Source organism: Microcoleus sp. Pol7_B2 (assembly GCF_036701035.1).
In the GTDB taxonomy this organism is placed as follows: Bacteria; Cyanobacteriota; Cyanobacteriia; order Cyanobacteriales; family Microcoleaceae; genus Microcoleus.
The window spans coordinates 1-15,779 of the sequence record NZ_JAUBQB010000086.1; the positions used below are offsets into that span (position 1 = coordinate 1).

Here is a 15,779-nt window from a genome sequence, read left to right on the forward strand (position 1 = left end):
CTACTGAATATGCTTTCATTGGTGTATTTTTTTTAATCTATTCTTATTGTACCTCATAACACCCGGAAGTGCTGTATCTTTAGCTTTAAATTTGATTAAAAATTTGATTCGAGGTTCCCAACCGGGGGATAATTATATTTACGGCAGTCACATATTCTGTTTGTACGGCTGGGGTAAGCAGGGACTGGCGGAATGTTTGCTAGGGGACGGGGGAAAACGGCGCGCGGGCTACTATGCTTTGCGGATGGGAATTAGGGCTTTGTAGAGTGGGAAAGCTACCTTTTTTCCTATCACTAACAGTTCGGATTTAATGGCAGTTGCCACTCAGGATGCTAGCACGAATGTTTACTTGCTGGTTGTCAATGAGCGAGCAACATCTTACACTGTTAATGCTGATATTTCGGAGCTGATAAAAACTGGTAATGGCACGGTGCGGGAGTTCAATTCTAAAACAATGGATGAGTTTGTTGGTAGCTTAAGGCCCAAGGGCGGCAATGCGAGTTTTGTACTGGCGGGGAACAGCGCTATTCTCATCAAGTTCGATCGCCAGAATTGAAGCTCAAATCCTCTGAGCCATAATTGGGATAAGATAGAATTAGTTATGCTCAGAATTATTTATTTTCTGCCTGTTTGGCCCTGGAACCCTGGAACCCTTGAACCCTCGAACCCCTAATTGCACAGTTGCCATACCTAAGTCGTCCTGTTGTGATTCCCCTCCTGTCGCTGGTAAATTGGTAGCGTGCAGGTATCTTGCCTCAAACAGAATGCGAGCGAGAGTTCCGTTGAGGGGCAGAAAGTAGGGTGCAGTCTAGACAATCGCAGAAATTCTTGCTCGTAAACCCGCAGCAGTTAGGCTAGGTGAGGAATTACCCGCCCGCCTTCATCTGGGCCCTCTGGCAGATAGCATTGGTTCTGAAAGTCAGAAGCCGTCAATGATCAGGATATGGCACGGAATTAATTTTAAATGCCAAGATGCTGGAAGTAGGGGTGAGTTTAATCGTACAGAAACTTTGAGCGCGCTTGGAAATCTCGCGGGCAAAGCCTCTCAATCAATCTGCTGCTTGCGATCGGGTTTTTCCAACAAATATCACTTTTATGCCCCCTGATGTTTATTCCCTCCCTCAGTCAGGTCATCAACCGCAATCCCCTCACCGTCACCCCTGAGACGCCCGTAGAAAAGGCGATCGAGCTGATGAGTAGCACAGGAGCCAGTTACGTCCTCGTGGTAGAACCGCGCGGGCATTCTCAACTCGGAAATCCCACCAACGGGGCTTCCCCACAATCGCGGGAACAGTCGGGTTTTTACGGCATACCGCCTGCGGTACACGCAGGAGGCAACGGGCTGCGTCTCAACGGCTCAAAAGCTCCCTATCCGAGCAGCCAGACAGTGCTGGGGATTTTTACAACGCGAGATATCGTACAGCTAAACTCGATCGGCGCTGCTTTGAGGGGATTTGCGATCGAGCAAATCATGATCAGAACCGTAACTGTAGCCCGAGAATCGGAAATTCCCGACTTTTTTGCCTTAGCAAATCTGCTGGAGAAAAATCAGATCAGCCATTTGCCCGTCGTCAGCGAGTCTGAAGAACTTGTCGGTTTAATTAGCTCTCAAAGCTTGGTGCAAATGTTGCAGGGAATTGGGGAACCGACACCAAAAGCAATTAGCAGCGCTTCGCCACCTGCGGCTTTCGCGTTTCCTCCGCCCCTGCCAATTGTGAATCAGAAATTAGAGCTACCCGCAAGTTTAATTAAACTTTATCAAATTCCTCAAATAGCAGCTTCACGAATAATTCACGCTCCTTCTAATTCTTCGGTTCGCTATTTGGCGCAACTGATGTTTAGACACAATGTTAGTTATGTATTAATCACTGAAACCCCCGATCAACACTCGACTGGTGCGGCTCACAATTCCAAATTTACAAATCCCAACCTTCACAAACTGGTTGGGGTGGTAAGTTCGCGGGATATTGTGCAGTTGCAGGCGCTGGGAAGAGACTCTAACAAAATTAAAGCGGCAGCAATTTGCAGCAGTTCGCCGCCACTGGTGCGATCGCACTCTAGCCTCGAAGCAGCCGTCGCGCTGCTGCAAAAACACTACTGCCAGTTGCCTTTATTAGTCATCAACGAAACAAATCACCCGATCGGGATTATCAATCCTAAAACTATCCTTTTACAAGCGCTGGATTCAAAATCTCTGCATTCTGGCTTAATTGCTTTGCAGCGCCAGCTAGAATCTAGCAACGCTCAATACAAAAAACTCTCAGCAGAAATACAGCGGACAGCAGCAAATAGCCACGAGATGGCTGAAATTTCTCACTACAGTGTCGTAGAGCGGCCAAATCTCCCCCCTCCAGTCAATAATCAGGGGATTTGGGACTGGAATCTCGAAACAGATGAGTTTTTTTATTCGGCGCGGTGGCAAGAAATGCTGGGCTACCAAGAAGGGGAAATATCGAATCGCCGATCGGAATGGTGGAGTCGCATCCACCGAGATGATATTGACTCGGTAAAGGCAGCTTTAGAAGACCACTTCGCCCAAAAGACACCGGATTTTGCAGCAGAATATCGGATGTACTGTAAAGACGGCAGCACTGTCTGGGTGCTGAACCGAGGTCAAGTTTTACGCAGCGCTACCGGGAAACCGCTGCGGGTAGTAGGAACTCACACAGATATTACTCCAAACAAGCAGTTTGAAGTCAAAAACCGCGAGCATGATCGAGAACAATTCCATCTATTTGACTCTTTGAAAGCAACAGTAATTTTCCACATAGATGCGGCGGGGGTTTGGAAATTTCTCAACCGCGCTTGGACGGAAATTACGAATTTCTCGGTGTCCGAAAGTTTGGAAACTAATTTTTTAGAGTGGGTGCATCCAGATGAGCGCGAGCAATGTGCAAATTTATTGGAGTCTTTGCTGTCGGGTAAGTCGGAATTTGAACGGCGAGAACTGCGATTTAAGTCCAAGTCGGTTCCGGGGAAAAACTCCTTGGGAATTCACAGTAATTCCGGCTTTGTTTCCGTAGAACTATTTGCCCAAGTTCGCCGGAATTCCCAAGGCGAAATAGCGGGAATTTTCGGGACTTTGCACGATGTCTGCAACCGCCTCGAAGGAGTTGAGGAACTGCGGGAAAGCGAGCGAGCAATTCGATCGCTCTACGAGGTAATGGTGAGCTCGGAAGGCTCTTTTGACGAGCGAACGATCCGGTTGCTGGCAATGGGCTGTAGTCAGTTTGGGATGGATATCGGGCTGTTGGGCAGGGTTTTGGGCGATCGCTACGAAGTGATTGCTGCTTATGTACCGGAAGATTTTCCGTTTGGATTTGCTAAAGGAGACGGTTTTGCTTTGAGCAGAACCTTTGAGCGAGAGGTTTTGCGATCGAGCGAACCTATTTCTGTGGAATCAGCCGGCACTACTCAGTGGCGCAATCACCCCGCTTACAGCGTCCGCAAGTTGGAGGCTTTTGTGGGGACGAGGGTAATAGTGCAAGGGCGGATTTTTGGCACTTTGAGCTTTACTTCCCGCACCACTAAATCTCCTTTTAAACCGCTGAATTTTGAAATTTTAAAGTTGATGGGCAATTACATCGGCGCAGAAATTGCCCGCGAAGAGCGAGAGCGAACTTTGCAACGTCAGTACCAGCGCGTTTTACTACTCAAACAAATTACTCAAAAAGTGCGATCGACCTTAGACACTCAAGAAATTTTTCAAACTACCGCCACCCAAATCGGCCGCGTATTTGGTGTCAATCGCTGTACAATTCACACCTATCTTTCCGAACCTTATCCCCACCTTCCTTGCGTCGCAGAATACTTAGAACCCGGTCACGAATCGGCTTTAGATTTAGAACTTTCTGTCACTTATAACCCCTACACAGAAAAACTCCTCGCTGAGGATATAGCCCTGGCATCTCCCGATGTGTTTGCCGATCCTTTGCTGGAATCTTCGGGGCCGATGTGCCGCCGCATCGGATTAAAATCTATGTTGGCTGTTCGCACTTCCTATCAAGGAGAACCGAATGGAATTATTACTTTGCACCAGTGCGATGCAACTCGCCAGTGGAATCCAGACGAAATTGAACTGTTAGAAGATGTGGCCGCGCAAGTTGGAATTACCTTAGCTCAAGCACAACTTTTAGAAACCGAAGTTCAGCGACAGCGACAGTTAGCAGAGCAAAATGAAGCTTTGGATCAAGCGCGACAAGCGGCTGAAGTTGCTAATAGAGCTAAGAGCGAATTTTTAGCGACTATGAGTCACGAAATCCGCACTCCGATGAATGCAGTCATCGGGATGACGGGCTTGCTGCTGGATATGGAACTAACTCCTGAACAGCGGGATTTTGTGGAGACAATTCGGACCAGCGGCGATGCTTTGCTGACTATTATTAACGATATTCTCGACTTTTCCAAGATTGAATCTGGAAAATTGGATTTGGAACGCAGCCCATTCGAGCTGCAAAACTGTATAGAAGAATCTCTGGAATTACTGGCTCCTAGAGCCTCCGAAAAAGGTTTAGAGCTGGCTTATTTTATTGATGATTCCGTTCCGAAAAACATTTTAGGAGATGTCACGAGGCTGCGCCAAATTTTGGTAAATCTGCTGGGCAATGCAGTTAAGTTTACAGAATCTGGAGAAATTGTGGTGTGCTGTACGGCTAGGCAAATTGAACAGGTAGCTGCTAACAGTTTGCCAGATAAAATTAATATTCTAGAGCCACAACCGCTAGCAATTAACCAGAGAGAGGTGGCACGTAGCAGACAATACGAGATTCAATTTGCTGTCCAAGATACGGGAATTGGCATTCCGCCAGACCGGATGGATCGCCTGTTTAAAGCTTTTTCGCAGGTGGATGCTTCGACAACGCGACATTACGGCGGGACGGGTTTGGGACTGGCTATCAGCCAGCGTTTGAGCGATATGATGGGCGGTACAATGTGGGTTGTCAGCCAGGTTACTCCGGGAAGTTCTAAGTCTCAACCGGCCGTTTCTGTGATCGGACAAAGTATCGCTGGAATGTCGCCTGCAGAATTTACTCCGCCGTCGATATCTGGTTCGGGTTCGATTTTTTATTTCACGGTGACTGCTGAAGCGAATGACATCCGGGCTGAGGAAAAAAGACCCGAATTTGCGGCTGGTAAGCGCTTGTTAATTGTTGAGCATCATGCCATTAACCGGCAAGTTTTGATCCGTCAGGCAGAGTCTTGGGGAATGATACCCGTGGCTGTAACTTCGGGTGCTGAGGCTTTGGAAATCATCAAAGGAAACTCGCCGCTCGATTTAGCTATTTTGGCGATGAATCTACCAGATATGGACGGTGTGGCTTTGGCTGTGGAGATTCGGAAATTTGAGCTGAGCAATTTGTCCGGCAGCGACGGTCAAAATCCGAATGTCATCGCTAACAACCCTCGCAAAATAGCACTACCTTTGGTGCTGTTTACTTATTTAAGTAAGGCGGAAGTTTGGAAAAAACTTGAAACTACAGAAGTACATTTTTCAGCTTTTTTAACTAAGCCTTTAAAACAGTCTCAGTTTTATAATGTGTTGCTGCAAGTTTTTGGATATGTTACTGGCAGAAGCGGTCGGGGAGAAGTTTCAAATGTGGTGACTTTGACTTCGGGATTGAAGTATTTTGAAAATTCTCAAGAACAGCACCGCGTGCAGCGGACGCCTGCTGTTTTGAGGCAGGTTGCGGCGAATTCTGGCGGACAGGATGCAGCTAATTCTACTCAGATTCGGATTTTGCTGGCTGAGGACAATGTGGTGAATCAAAAAGTCGCTACGCATTTACTCGACAGGATAGGATATCGGGCTGATATTGCAGCTAATGGGTTGGAGGTTTTGGAGGCGCTGAAGCGGCAATCTTACGATGTTGTGCTGATGGATGTGCAGATGCCGAACATGGATGGGTTGGAAGCGACGCGCCGCATTTGTCAGGAATGGCCTGCTAACAAGAAGCCGAGAATTATTGCGATGACTGCTAATGCGATGCAGGGCGATCGCGAAAAGTGTCTGGAAGCAGGTATGGACGATTATATTACTAAGCCGGTGCGTCGGGAAGAGTTGGCGATCGCCTTAAGCAAGTGCTCACCTCTGATTCGGGATGAATTGGATGTGGTTACTGAGCAAAACAATCAAGATATTTCTGATCAAGTTGACAGTGAGGCTGCGGGTTCTTCGAGCGTTCAACCGGGAGCCGATTCGCCGATTGATTTTCATATTTTACAAAATCTCCGCGAGCTAGACGATGATGAAGACCCCGATTTTTTAGGGGAGCTGATTAAGATATATTTGGTAGACGCACCGCAACATTTAGAAACTATTAAGGAGGCTATTTTTCTCGGCGATGCTGATAGTTTGAAGCTGGCTTCTCACACGCTGAAGTCGAGCAGCGCCAATTTAGGAGCGGTGTCTTTTTCTGCTGTTTGCAAGGAGTTGGAGTATATGGGCCGCGTGGCGGTTGAGTCTGGAGGGGAACAGGTTTTTGATGTGAGTACGGCGCGCGATCGCCTGCTGGAAGCTCAAGCGGAGTGGGAAAAGGTGCGGGCGGCTTTTGAGACGGAATTGGAAACGGGGAAGTTGCGATCGCAAATAGGGTAATTTGTTATATCAATTCCGGTTGCACTTCTCCGGAATTGTTGACTGTTGACTGTTGACTGTTGATTGTTTGAACAATACCGATGCAACCGGAAACGATATTATTTGTTATTTGTTGGTTTTTGGTTGTTAGTTGTCAGTTTCAATAACCAATAACCAATAACCAATAACCACAGCCCAATGCCCAATGCCCATATTTAACTTTCACCTAAATATGCTTTGCGAACAGTTTCATTTGACTGCAAATCGCTAGCACTACCAGCGACTACAACCTGGCCGGTTTGGATAACATAGCCGCGGTGGGCGACACTTAAAGCCATGCGGGCGTTTTGTTCCACCAGTAAAATAGTTGTTCCTTCAGCATTAATATCGCGGACAATCGCAAAAATTTGACTGACTAACATCGGTGCCAATCCCATACTCGGCTCGTCCAATAATAACAAGCGGGGGCGCGACATCAAAGCCCGGGCGATCGCCAACATTTGCTGTTCGCCGCCGCTGAGAGTTCCCCCTTTTTGACTAATTCTTTCTCGCAAACGAGGAAATAAATTTAATGCTTTTTCCATATCGGACTTGATACCGAGAGTATCGTTGCGGAGATAAGCACCCATTTCTAGGTTTTCTTGCACCGTCATTCGCGGAAAAATCAACCGGCCTTCGGGACTTTGAGAAATCCCCAAACGGACGATCGCCTCTGTAGATAGTGCTTCTAAAGGCTTTCCCTCAAATAATACAGTGCCTTGGCGCGGGCGCAGCAGTCCTTGAATCGTGCGGAGAGTGGTCGTTTTCCCCGCCCCGTTGCTGCCGATTAATGTCACAACTTCTCCCTGCGAGACTGTTAGCGATACTCCTTTGAGGGCGTGTATATTTCCGTAGTAGGTGTGAATGTCTTTAATTTCCAACATAATTACTTTTTCTGCTTTGTGCTTTATTATATTATCCAGACTAATTATAAATTTTTATTGCATTTATTTAAAATTAACTTTTTTTAGAGTAATCAGTAATTTTACTTAGGTCAACACCAGCCCTAGTTCCCATACAATGTATTTTTAGTAGCTGGGGCGACCAACTTTACAAAATTTTTACTTAAACATAAGGTTTCTTGACAGTAGCTTTACAAAAATCTCTAAGTAAATAGGTAGGATTAATACGTAAGCGAAACCAACCGCTACAACTTACCAATAACAGCACTTAAAATGTTTCAAATTTAAGGAGATTGACCATGAAATTACATCACAGTACCGGAGCGATCGCATTTTTATTAGCAACTCCTTTAGTAACCAGCTTGAGTGTAGGTATAGCGCCCAGCAGTGCTGCCACAATAGCCGGTTCTGCGGCAGCAGTAACGATTTACAACTTGAGTCACCCCCTGACTGAAATAGGTACAGTTACTAACATTTACACTCCGACAACAGCTAACACCAGTTCAGTTATTAGCCAAGCGAACGCTGAGGCATTTTTTATATCTAACTGTCACGAATTGCTGGCAGCAAATCTCTCTGAAAGTCAAGTCATAGGCAGCGGGAATAACTATTTGGGTTTAGCGCAAAGTCAAGCAGCAGTGATCGGTGACTTCTCTATTAAGGCAAAAGAAACTTTTTCTTTCACTGTTCAGACTATTTTACATCTTTTAACATCTGTTAGTAATCCCCAATCAGAACGGGCTAGCGCCACAGGCAGTATATCTTTTGCATTAATTGACACTGTTTCTAAAATTCTTTTAGACTCATTTGAACTTGGGATCGGTTTGCACTCTTTTAAAGCCCCGGAATTAAGTTTGTCATACAACCTCGCTGGAAAGTTTAATCCCACAAAAATTAATTTTGCTTTTCTCGCTCAAGGTAATACAACAAGCCTGAGCTTGTATACTTCCGGAGTGTATTCGCGGACTTTTGACAGCACCACTAATTTAAGATTAGTAGAAGTTAAGAACAATATGGCCGTGGCACAAGCGCAACCAGTTCCCGAAGCAGAACCAGTTCCAGAACCTACTACTATATTAGGCACTGCCCTATTTTTTGGTTTCCTGACCAAGAGGAGAAAACTTAAGAATCAATTGTCTGAAGTTAAATCAAAAGTTTAGGAATGACGCAAAACATCTAACTAGGTCAACTATCGATGTTAGATACTAGACTTTTTTAATAAAAAGTCTGGTATCTAGTTATTCTGTATTATCCATGTCCATCTTCTTCTTTTCCCAAATATGCCTCAATCACGCGAGGATCGGCGCGAACTTCTGCCGGAGTACCCTCAGCAATTTTAGTACCGTACTCCATAACACTCACGCGATCGCTAATTCCCATCACCACCTTCATATCATGTTCAATCAGCAAAATACTCAACTTCAACTCATCGCGAATCCGATAAATAAAGCGAGTTAAATCAGCCGTTTCGTTCGGGTTCATCCCGGCAGTCGGTTCGTCCAAAAGTAACACTTTCGGATCGGAAGCCAAAGCCCTCGCAATTTCCAATCTGCGCTGGTCGCCGTAGGAAAGGTTTTTTGCCAACTCCGGCGCTTTAGAAGCACCTAAACCGACAAAATCAAGCATAGTGAGCGCTTTTATTTTAGCTTCCCGCTCCTCCAGATTCGCAGCGGGAGGGCGGAGGATTGCACCCAACAAACCTGTTTTTAATCGGCAGTGTCTACCTACTAAAACATTATCCAGGACAGTCATGTTGTTAAACAAGCGGATATTTTGAAAAGTTCTAGCAATGCCGAAAGTTGTCAGGCGATCTGGCGGTAAACCCGTTATATTCTTCTGTTCAAGGAGCAACTGACCGGCACTCGGTTTATAGATGCCCGTAAGCATATTAAAAAAAGTAGTCTTGCCCGCACCGTTGGGGCCGATCAAACTGGCGATCGAGCCTTTTTCCAAGGTTAAGCTGACCTGGTTGACGGCAGTCAAACCGCCGAATCGCATTGTAATTTGCTGTGCTTCTAATAATGACATTTTGGTTCTGTTTTCTAAGATTTTATAGTAGTGCGATCGTCCTGGTCACAAGCTTTCACGCACACAAATCAATTTGGGATGGGGAGATTTTAGGACATATTCTCTAACGTACAGACAAAATAGAACTTAAAAAGATTAGATTCTAGCGAACGGCGAGGGCGATATTGTGCGTGTAAATCGGCCGTTGAAAAGTTTTCAATAACTTTGAGATGGAGTTCGTCAGCCAAAGTTGCAATTTTTTCAAACCCAGTAATCCACGGTGCATACATACTTTCGTATTTATCTATGTAATCATTGATATCGTGGTAGCCCGTCGTTCTCAAAATCACCTTTTCCGACATATAATCAAAGGACAATCGGAAATTATGAACATTGTTGCGAATTTGTTCTAATACAAATATTACATCTTTTTTGTCAACCAAAGTAGTGTTGCCTTCCCACAAAAAATATGTCTGTCGATCGAAATCAAATTCACTCTGTTTAAGCAAAGAGATTAAACCGTCTTTTACGTAATCGCCGGGAACGTAGCGAACATTGGCAGTAACTTTGTTAGTTTTGAGAGCTTCTTCTTTTAATTGAAGAGTAACCCGGTCGTCTATTTCAAAATAAGTGACTTTTTCTCCATTAATTCTAGCAGCGCGAGTATCCAAGCCCGAACCTAAAATAACTACTTGTTTGCAACCTCCTAAAATTTGATTTGACAAAACATCATCAAAATATTTAGTCCGCAACTTAACCATTTCTTTAGCGGCGGGAGAGTTTTGAGCTATTTGCCTAGCTACTTTTTTTGTTTCCTCATTCAGCCAAATTTTTACTACATTATCAGTGTAGAGAGGAATTGCCTCTTCATTCTCTTCGGCTCTAAATTCCGCAACGATAAAAGCAGTACCAGTTACATTTTTCATGGCTAATCTTTCACCCTTACTAAGTAGTTGGTTACAAATAAACATTAGATGGGGACGGGGTGTAAACACCCCTCAACTCCCTTGCATCCTAGATTCTTAGCTAAACCCGCCTACAAAATACTATGGTTTTTGCCCTTACCTACTTATTGACTTCTCGCATCTGCTAAAGACTCATTGCTCGCTTCACCATCAGAATGCAGTTCAGCTTGGTGTATTTTATCAGGAATCAGTCCCTCCGGCCGCACGAGCATCATGACAACAAGAGTTAGGCCGAATAGAAATAAGCGCATTTGAATCGGGTCTAAACTGGTTGCCAGAAAGTCTCGCAACTGGGGAATTGCAATCCTGGGGAGTACAAAAGTATTCAGAAAACCCTTGAGGACTTGCGCTAATTGTGGCAGATAAAGCCGATCGGCAGACATGATAATGATAGCGCCCAAAATCACCCCGGTCATGTTGCCCAAACCGCCTAAAATCACCATACACAGGATGATTACCGACACCGAGAAATCGAAAACGCTGGGAAAAATTGCGCTGATATAGGCCGCGTAAAACGCGCCTGCAAAGCCCGAAAATGTCGCTCCCATCGCAAAAGCCGAAAGTTTGGTTTTGACCAGGTTAATCCCCATCGCACTAGCCGCTAATTCATCTTCGCGCATGGCATTCCACGCCCTCCCCAGGCGGGAATCTCGCAGCCGCGAAATCATGAAGTAAGCGAAGACAACTAGCAGTAAAATTAGGTAGTACCAGGGAAAGTAGTTGCCGGTGCTGAAAGTGCCGACGATGGGGAGAGATGGACGCCCGATCGGGTTTATTCCCGCTTCGCCGCCGGTGAGGTTAAAAGGTCGATCGCACCCAACCAGACACAGCACCAACTCTGGTTTCCCCAACAGGGAAGCAACAATCTTCGAGACTGGTTCGTCAATCCGAATCGCCGTTAAATTCCTAAACACAACCGGGATAATTTCGCCAAAACCGAGGGTAACAATCGCCAAATAGTCGCCCTTGAGCCGAAGTGTCGGAATACCCAGGATTACACCCGCGATCGCAGCTACACCGGCCGCGATCGGCAGTACCACCCAAAAATTCCAAGCAATATTTAACTGCCCAGAAGATAGCAAAGCCGTCGTGTAAGCGCCGATCGCAAAAAACGCCGCATATCCCAAATCCAACAAACCCGCAAAACCCACAGTAATATTCAAACCCAGCGCCAACATAATAAAGATTTGGATCTGTACTACAGTAGCAATCCAGCCAGTCTGAGCCTGAATGTCGATAAACGGAAACAGAATTAGAATAAAAGCTAATGTTACCAGAGTTGCCAGCCGCTGGCGTTCTCCCTGCAAACCCTGCAAAGCACCCATTAACGTAGCGGTCAAAATTGCGATCGTCAAACTGCAAATCCCGTACAGCAGCGTCGTCGGCAAAGCCACAGCAGATTGACCAGAAAAAGGTCTAATCAAAACCCCTTCTAACACACTCGCAATTAATAGCCAAACTCCCAATCCTAATCCCGCTAAACTGCCGATAGTCGCACCCATTTTCGGGCTGTAAACCTTCTGATCCCGACAGCTAATAAAGCCCGCCGCCGTACCCATCAGCCAGCCGATCACAGTGCCGCTCCAACCCCCGAATAACAGAACAGTCAAAGAGGCGATCGCCCCTAAAATACCGCTCGATTTAATTGCTTTAATTATTTGTTTTGACATAGGAAGAAGTTATGAGTCATTAGTCAGTAGTTAGAGGAAAGAATGCTAGGAATCGCAGTTTATAGATGCGACTGACGCGGGCCATGCCAAATTCTGCATCAATGAATGTGATAGGCTGCTTATCGTGGAAACGATCGATCTGGCTAGCTACAGTTTAGAGTCTTTTGAGTTCGATTATTGCACCAAAAGTGACGAAACTTCAAATATACTGGAACTGTTACCCCAACACACTTCAAACGGGCGATCGCTATATGGTACAAGCACCTCAAAAAACTATCACCCTCGACGAGTTTTTGCAACTCCCAGAAACCACACCCGCTAGCGAATACATCAAAGGTGCGATCGTCCAAAAACCTATGCCACAAGGAAAACACAGCAAACTACAAGGCCGACTCGTAACAGTCACCAACGACATCGCAGAGAAACCGCAAATTGCCCTAGCCCTACCAGAACTTCGCTGCACGTTTGGCGGACGTTCTATTGTCACCGATGTCGCCATTTTTGTTTGGAATCGCATTCCCCTAGACGCTGATGGCGAAATTGCCAATACATTTAATGCTCACCCAGACTGGACAATAGAAACATTGTCCCCAGCCCAAAGCCAAACCAAAGTCACAAACAATATTTTGCACTGTTTGAACGCCGGTTGTCAGATGGGTTGGTTGGTCGATCCGGATGAAAAAAACATTTTAGCCTATCCCGCAAGGCAGCAGCCGATTTCATTGCAAGAACCAACCGATATACTTCCGATGCCCAAATTTATGCCGGAAATGCAGTTGACTTTAGGCGAAGTTTTTGGCTGGCTCAAACCAGGAAATATTTAAAACGTAAAACAAAAACGTAAAACGCGATCGCTTTTAGTTCCCCAACTTCTTAAAGAATTCGGGGGTTTGGGGGCGAGGTTTTTTTAGATATACTTAAATCTCTCTTGCCATTATTGAAACCGCGCAATTTCAAACCTTCTCCTGAACATTTTCACCCAACAAGCCCCCTGGACGAAAAGCCAAAATCACCACCAAAACCCCAAACACCCAAGCATTAGTCCAGCGACTCGACAAATACTGATCGCTCAAAGACGAAAGCAACCCAATCAAAACCCCTCCTAACATCGCCCCCACAATATTGCCAATCCCTCCCAAAACTGCCGCCGTAAAAGCCCTCAAACCGGCCGTAAACCCCATCGTAAACACAATAGTATTGTTGTACAAACCCACCAGAATCCCAGCCGAACCCGCCAAAGCTCCCCCAATCAAAAAAGTCAGAGCAATAATCTGATCCACATTAATGCCCATAATTTTAGCAGCATCGCGGCTTTGAGCAGTTGCCCGCATCGCCTTTCCCAGACGAGTGTACTGGACAAAAACATGAAGCAAAACCATCAATACCACCGCCACCACCAACACAATTAAATCTTTAGTAGTAAATACAATACTCGTTTGAATTCCCAAAGCTTTGAGGATATCAACTCGCGGCAACAAATCCGGAAAGCTTTTCGGCGCAGCAGAATTAGAACCCATCACCGGAATAAAAGCTTTCAATCCTCCCCAAAACAGCCCCATATTTTGGAAAATAAAAGAAACTCCAATCGCTGAAATTAAAGGAGCCAAACGGGGAGCATTTCGCAAAGGTCGATAAGCGTATTTTTCTACAACAATATTCAGCGCAGCACAAAATACCGAACATACAATTAAAGCGACTAGCATCACCGGTATAGCAGTACCTAAAGATGCGCCATCTTGAATGCCAAAAGCCCCGAACACAGTTAGGGAAGCAAAAGCCCCCAACATATACAAATCGCCGTGAGCAAAATTGATTAACTCAATAATGCCATAAACCATCGTGTAACCCAAAGCAATAATTGCAATCAGCGCACCGTTGACAAGACCAACTAATAATTGTTGGATAAAAACTTCAGGACTGCTGACTATTTCTCCAAGGATTTTTGGCAAATCAAATCCTGCGATGGGACCTAATAGCAAAACTATATAAACTACACCTAGATATAAGAGAATACTTTTCCAGTTCTTCATGTTTTTGAGTAATTGGGAATTTGTAATTGCAAATTAGGAAGGCGAAATTGGGAAGGAAAAATTGGAAATTGGGGATTGGGAAATCAAACAACTTGAATGATTTTTCTCCCTTCTTCCCTCTTCCTTCTTCCTTCTTCCTCTTCCCTCTTCCTTCTAATTAATTATTCCGTCTTGAGCGCATTCACGAACTCCCACTTGCCACCTTTAACAACATTTCCTGACATTGTAGTCAAGCTCGTGTCGCCGTTGGTGTCAAAACTCCAAGTGCCGAGTACCCCGTTAAAATCTTTAGTTGCCAAGACAGCTTCGCGGATAGCAGCGCGGTCATTTTTGCAAACTTTATTAATTGCGCCGATCGCAACTTTAGCAGCTTCATAGGCGTAAGCTGCATAAGCTTCCGGTTCAGCATTATATTTTGCCTTGTAACTTTCGTACCACTTCGCACCGGCACCTGTCAATTCTTGAGGAGGCAAGCCGCCAAAAGTAGCGTAAATTCCTTGAGCATCTTTGCCAGCCGCGTCAATTAAAGCTTGGTCTTTAATGCCGTCGGGCCCCATGAACTTAACTGCATCAGCCGCCATCCCAACATTTCTCATGTCTTTAATTATTTGTCCGGCATTGCTCTGAGTAGTGCCACCGAAGTAAATCATGTCGGGATTTAAAGCTTTGATCTTATTCATTAACGCCTTATAGTCGCTAGCTTTAATATCAATTCCCTCTCTTCCGAGGACTTGAATTCCCAACTTTTTAGCAGTGGCTTCAAAAACATCAGCGATGCCTTTGCCGTAGAGTTCTTGGTCGTCGAGAATGTAGACTTTTTGCACACCTAAAGATTTCGCCCAGTTGCCAGCTACAGCCCCTTGAAGGTCGTCAGCGGGGACAACGCGAGTGAAATTGCGAGTGCCAGCAGGATAATAAACGTTGGGTTCTTTGGCTTCGCCTTTTCCTGGTTTAGTCAGCCCCGGATAAGTGTTGGCCGGACTGATCATGACGATGTTAGCTTGGTTGAGCACGGGAATGGAAAGTTTGGCGGCACCGGAGTTATAGTGACCGATGACGGCAACTACCGAACCGTCAGCGACGGCTTTGTTGGAGTTCGACGTTACTTGGGCCGGGTCCCATTTGCCGGCGGCGGCGGTGGCGTCATCGAAAACTTCGTATTGAATTTGGATTTTGCCGTCGCAAGCTTTGGAGTCGGTTTCGGCGAGGGCTTGTTGGATGCCGTTGACCATTGTTTGAGCTTGACCCAAGGCGCTGCCTGTCATCGGGAGCATGGAGACTATTTTGACAGTATTTGGGTCTCCGGGGCTGCTGACTGCGACGGGAGTGGCTGCGGGACTGGTTCCGGGGCTCCCTCCGGGAGTTGTGGCGGTGGGTGCTGGAGGATTTTGACAGCTAGCGCACAGAGAGGCTATTCCGGCGGCAAAAAGTAATTTTCGCAATCCTGCGGCGCCGAGATAGTGTGTTGAGTTGATTTTTGGGGGTGTGGCACTTTTGCCGCCTGACTTCTGGGAAAAGTTCATAGGTTGGTTCGTTTGTTGGTTGCGTTTTAGCATATTTCCACTCTCTAAGTCTGTAAGTCAAGAGTTAGC

Annotated in this window: 11 protein-coding genes; 5 read left to right on the top strand and 6 right to left on the bottom strand. The window is 45.8% G+C overall.

Annotated features, from left to right (window positions below; genetic code table 11):
* Positions 1-103 precede the first annotated feature (103 nt).
* From QUA57_RS24105 to QUA57_RS24115, 3 genes are all read left to right on the top strand, one after another.
* Positions 104-265 carry a hypothetical protein gene (locus QUA57_RS24105; RefSeq protein WP_333064073.1) on the top strand — a complete coding sequence of 54 codons (162 nt, stop codon included), beginning with the start codon at positions 104-106 and terminating at the stop codon, positions 263-265.
* A 45-nt stretch (positions 266-310) separates the two neighbouring features.
* Positions 311-556 carry a hypothetical protein gene (locus QUA57_RS24110; RefSeq protein ID WP_333064075.1) on the top strand — a complete coding sequence of 82 codons (246 nt, stop codon included), beginning with the start codon at positions 311-313 and terminating at the stop codon, positions 554-556.
* A gap of 549 nt (positions 557-1,105) precedes the next feature.
* Positions 1,106-6,595, top strand: coding sequence for a response regulator (locus QUA57_RS24115; protein ID WP_333064076.1), 5,490 nt, complete (start codon positions 1,106-1,108; stop codon positions 6,593-6,595).
* A gap of 194 nt (positions 6,596-6,789) precedes the next feature.
* On the opposite strand, the gene QUA57_RS24120 is transcribed toward QUA57_RS24115, so the two are convergent.
* Positions 6,790-7,497 carry an ABC transporter ATP-binding protein gene (locus QUA57_RS24120; protein ID WP_041623339.1) on the bottom strand — a complete coding sequence of 236 codons (708 nt, stop codon included), beginning with the start codon at positions 7,495-7,497 and terminating at the stop codon, positions 6,790-6,792.
* A 317-nt stretch (positions 7,498-7,814) separates the two neighbouring features.
* Here QUA57_RS24120 and QUA57_RS24125 point away from each other — a divergent pair, with 317 nt between their 5' ends.
* Positions 7,815-8,675: a PEP-CTERM sorting domain-containing protein gene (locus QUA57_RS24125; protein WP_333064078.1), complete on the top strand. Its 861-nt coding sequence runs from the start codon at positions 7,815-7,817 to the stop codon at positions 8,673-8,675.
* Between the two features lie 88 nt (positions 8,676-8,763).
* Here the strand turns inward: QUA57_RS24125 and QUA57_RS24130 are convergent, their stop codons facing one another.
* The 3 genes from QUA57_RS24130 to QUA57_RS24140 all read right to left on the bottom strand — a co-directional run bounded on the left by QUA57_RS24130 (position 8,764) and on the right by QUA57_RS24140 (position 12,157).
* On the bottom strand, positions 8,764-9,543 hold the full coding sequence (locus QUA57_RS24130) for an ABC transporter ATP-binding protein (RefSeq protein WP_333064079.1): 780 nt from the start codon (positions 9,541-9,543) through the stop codon (positions 8,764-8,766).
* An 89-nt stretch (positions 9,544-9,632) separates the two neighbouring features.
* Positions 9,633-10,448: a class I SAM-dependent methyltransferase gene (locus tag QUA57_RS24135; RefSeq protein WP_333064080.1), complete on the bottom strand. Its 816-nt coding sequence runs from the start codon at positions 10,446-10,448 to the stop codon at positions 9,633-9,635.
* Positions 10,449-10,591: 143 nt separating this feature from the next.
* Positions 10,592-12,157, bottom strand: a complete 1,566-nt coding sequence (locus tag QUA57_RS24140; RefSeq protein ID WP_333064081.1) for an ABC transporter permease subunit — start codon at positions 12,155-12,157, stop codon at positions 10,592-10,594.
* Positions 12,158-12,408: 251 nt separating this feature from the next.
* Here QUA57_RS24140 and QUA57_RS24145 point away from each other — a divergent pair, with 251 nt between their 5' ends.
* Positions 12,409-12,981 (top strand): Uma2 family endonuclease, encoded by a 573-nt coding sequence (locus QUA57_RS24145; RefSeq protein ID WP_333064097.1) that lies wholly within the window; start codon positions 12,409-12,411, stop codon positions 12,979-12,981.
* Between the two features lie 129 nt (positions 12,982-13,110).
* Here QUA57_RS24145 and QUA57_RS24150 read toward each other — a convergent pair whose 3' ends face one another.
* Both QUA57_RS24150 and QUA57_RS24155 read right to left on the bottom strand, forming a co-directional pair.
* A complete protein-coding gene (locus QUA57_RS24150) occupies positions 13,111-14,187 on the bottom strand; it encodes a branched-chain amino acid ABC transporter permease (protein WP_333064082.1) in 1,077 nt (358 codons plus the stop codon).
* 161 nt (positions 14,188-14,348) lie between these two features.
* Positions 14,349-15,743, bottom strand: coding sequence for a branched-chain amino acid ABC transporter substrate-binding protein (locus QUA57_RS24155; RefSeq protein ID WP_333064084.1), 1,395 nt, complete (start codon positions 15,741-15,743; stop codon positions 14,349-14,351).
* Positions 15,744-15,779: the final 36 nt, after the last annotated feature.

What these genes read in the sequence shown, in the direction of transcription:
- QUA57_RS24110 (WP_333064075.1), top strand. Translation starts at nt 311, where the DNA reads ATGGCAGTTGCCACTCAGGATGCTAGCACGAATGTTTACTTGCTGGTT.
- QUA57_RS24115 (WP_333064076.1), top strand. Translation starts at nt 1,106, where the DNA reads ATGTTTATTCCCTCCCTCAGTCAGGTCATCAACCGCAATCCCCTCACC.
- QUA57_RS24120 (WP_041623339.1), bottom strand. Translation starts at nt 7,497, where the DNA reads ATGTTGGAAATTAAAGACATTCACACCTACTACGGAAATATACACGCC.
- QUA57_RS24125 (WP_333064078.1), top strand. Translation starts at nt 7,815, where the DNA reads ATGAAATTACATCACAGTACCGGAGCGATCGCATTTTTATTAGCAACT.
- QUA57_RS24130 (WP_333064079.1), bottom strand. Translation starts at nt 9,543, where the DNA reads ATGTCATTATTAGAAGCACAGCAAATTACAATGCGATTCGGCGGTTTG.
- QUA57_RS24135 (WP_333064080.1), bottom strand. Translation starts at nt 10,448, where the DNA reads ATGAAAAATGTAACTGGTACTGCTTTTATCGTTGCGGAATTTAGAGCC.
- QUA57_RS24140 (WP_333064081.1), bottom strand. Translation starts at nt 12,157, where the DNA reads ATGTCAAAACAAATAATTAAAGCAATTAAATCGAGCGGTATTTTAGGG.
- QUA57_RS24145 (WP_333064097.1), top strand. Translation starts at nt 12,409, where the DNA reads ATGGTACAAGCACCTCAAAAAACTATCACCCTCGACGAGTTTTTGCAA.
- QUA57_RS24150 (WP_333064082.1), bottom strand. Translation starts at nt 14,187, where the DNA reads ATGAAGAACTGGAAAAGTATTCTCTTATATCTAGGTGTAGTTTATATA.
- QUA57_RS24155 (WP_333064084.1), bottom strand. Translation starts at nt 15,743, where the DNA reads ATGCTAAAACGCAACCAACAAACGAACCAACCTATGAACTTTTCCCAG.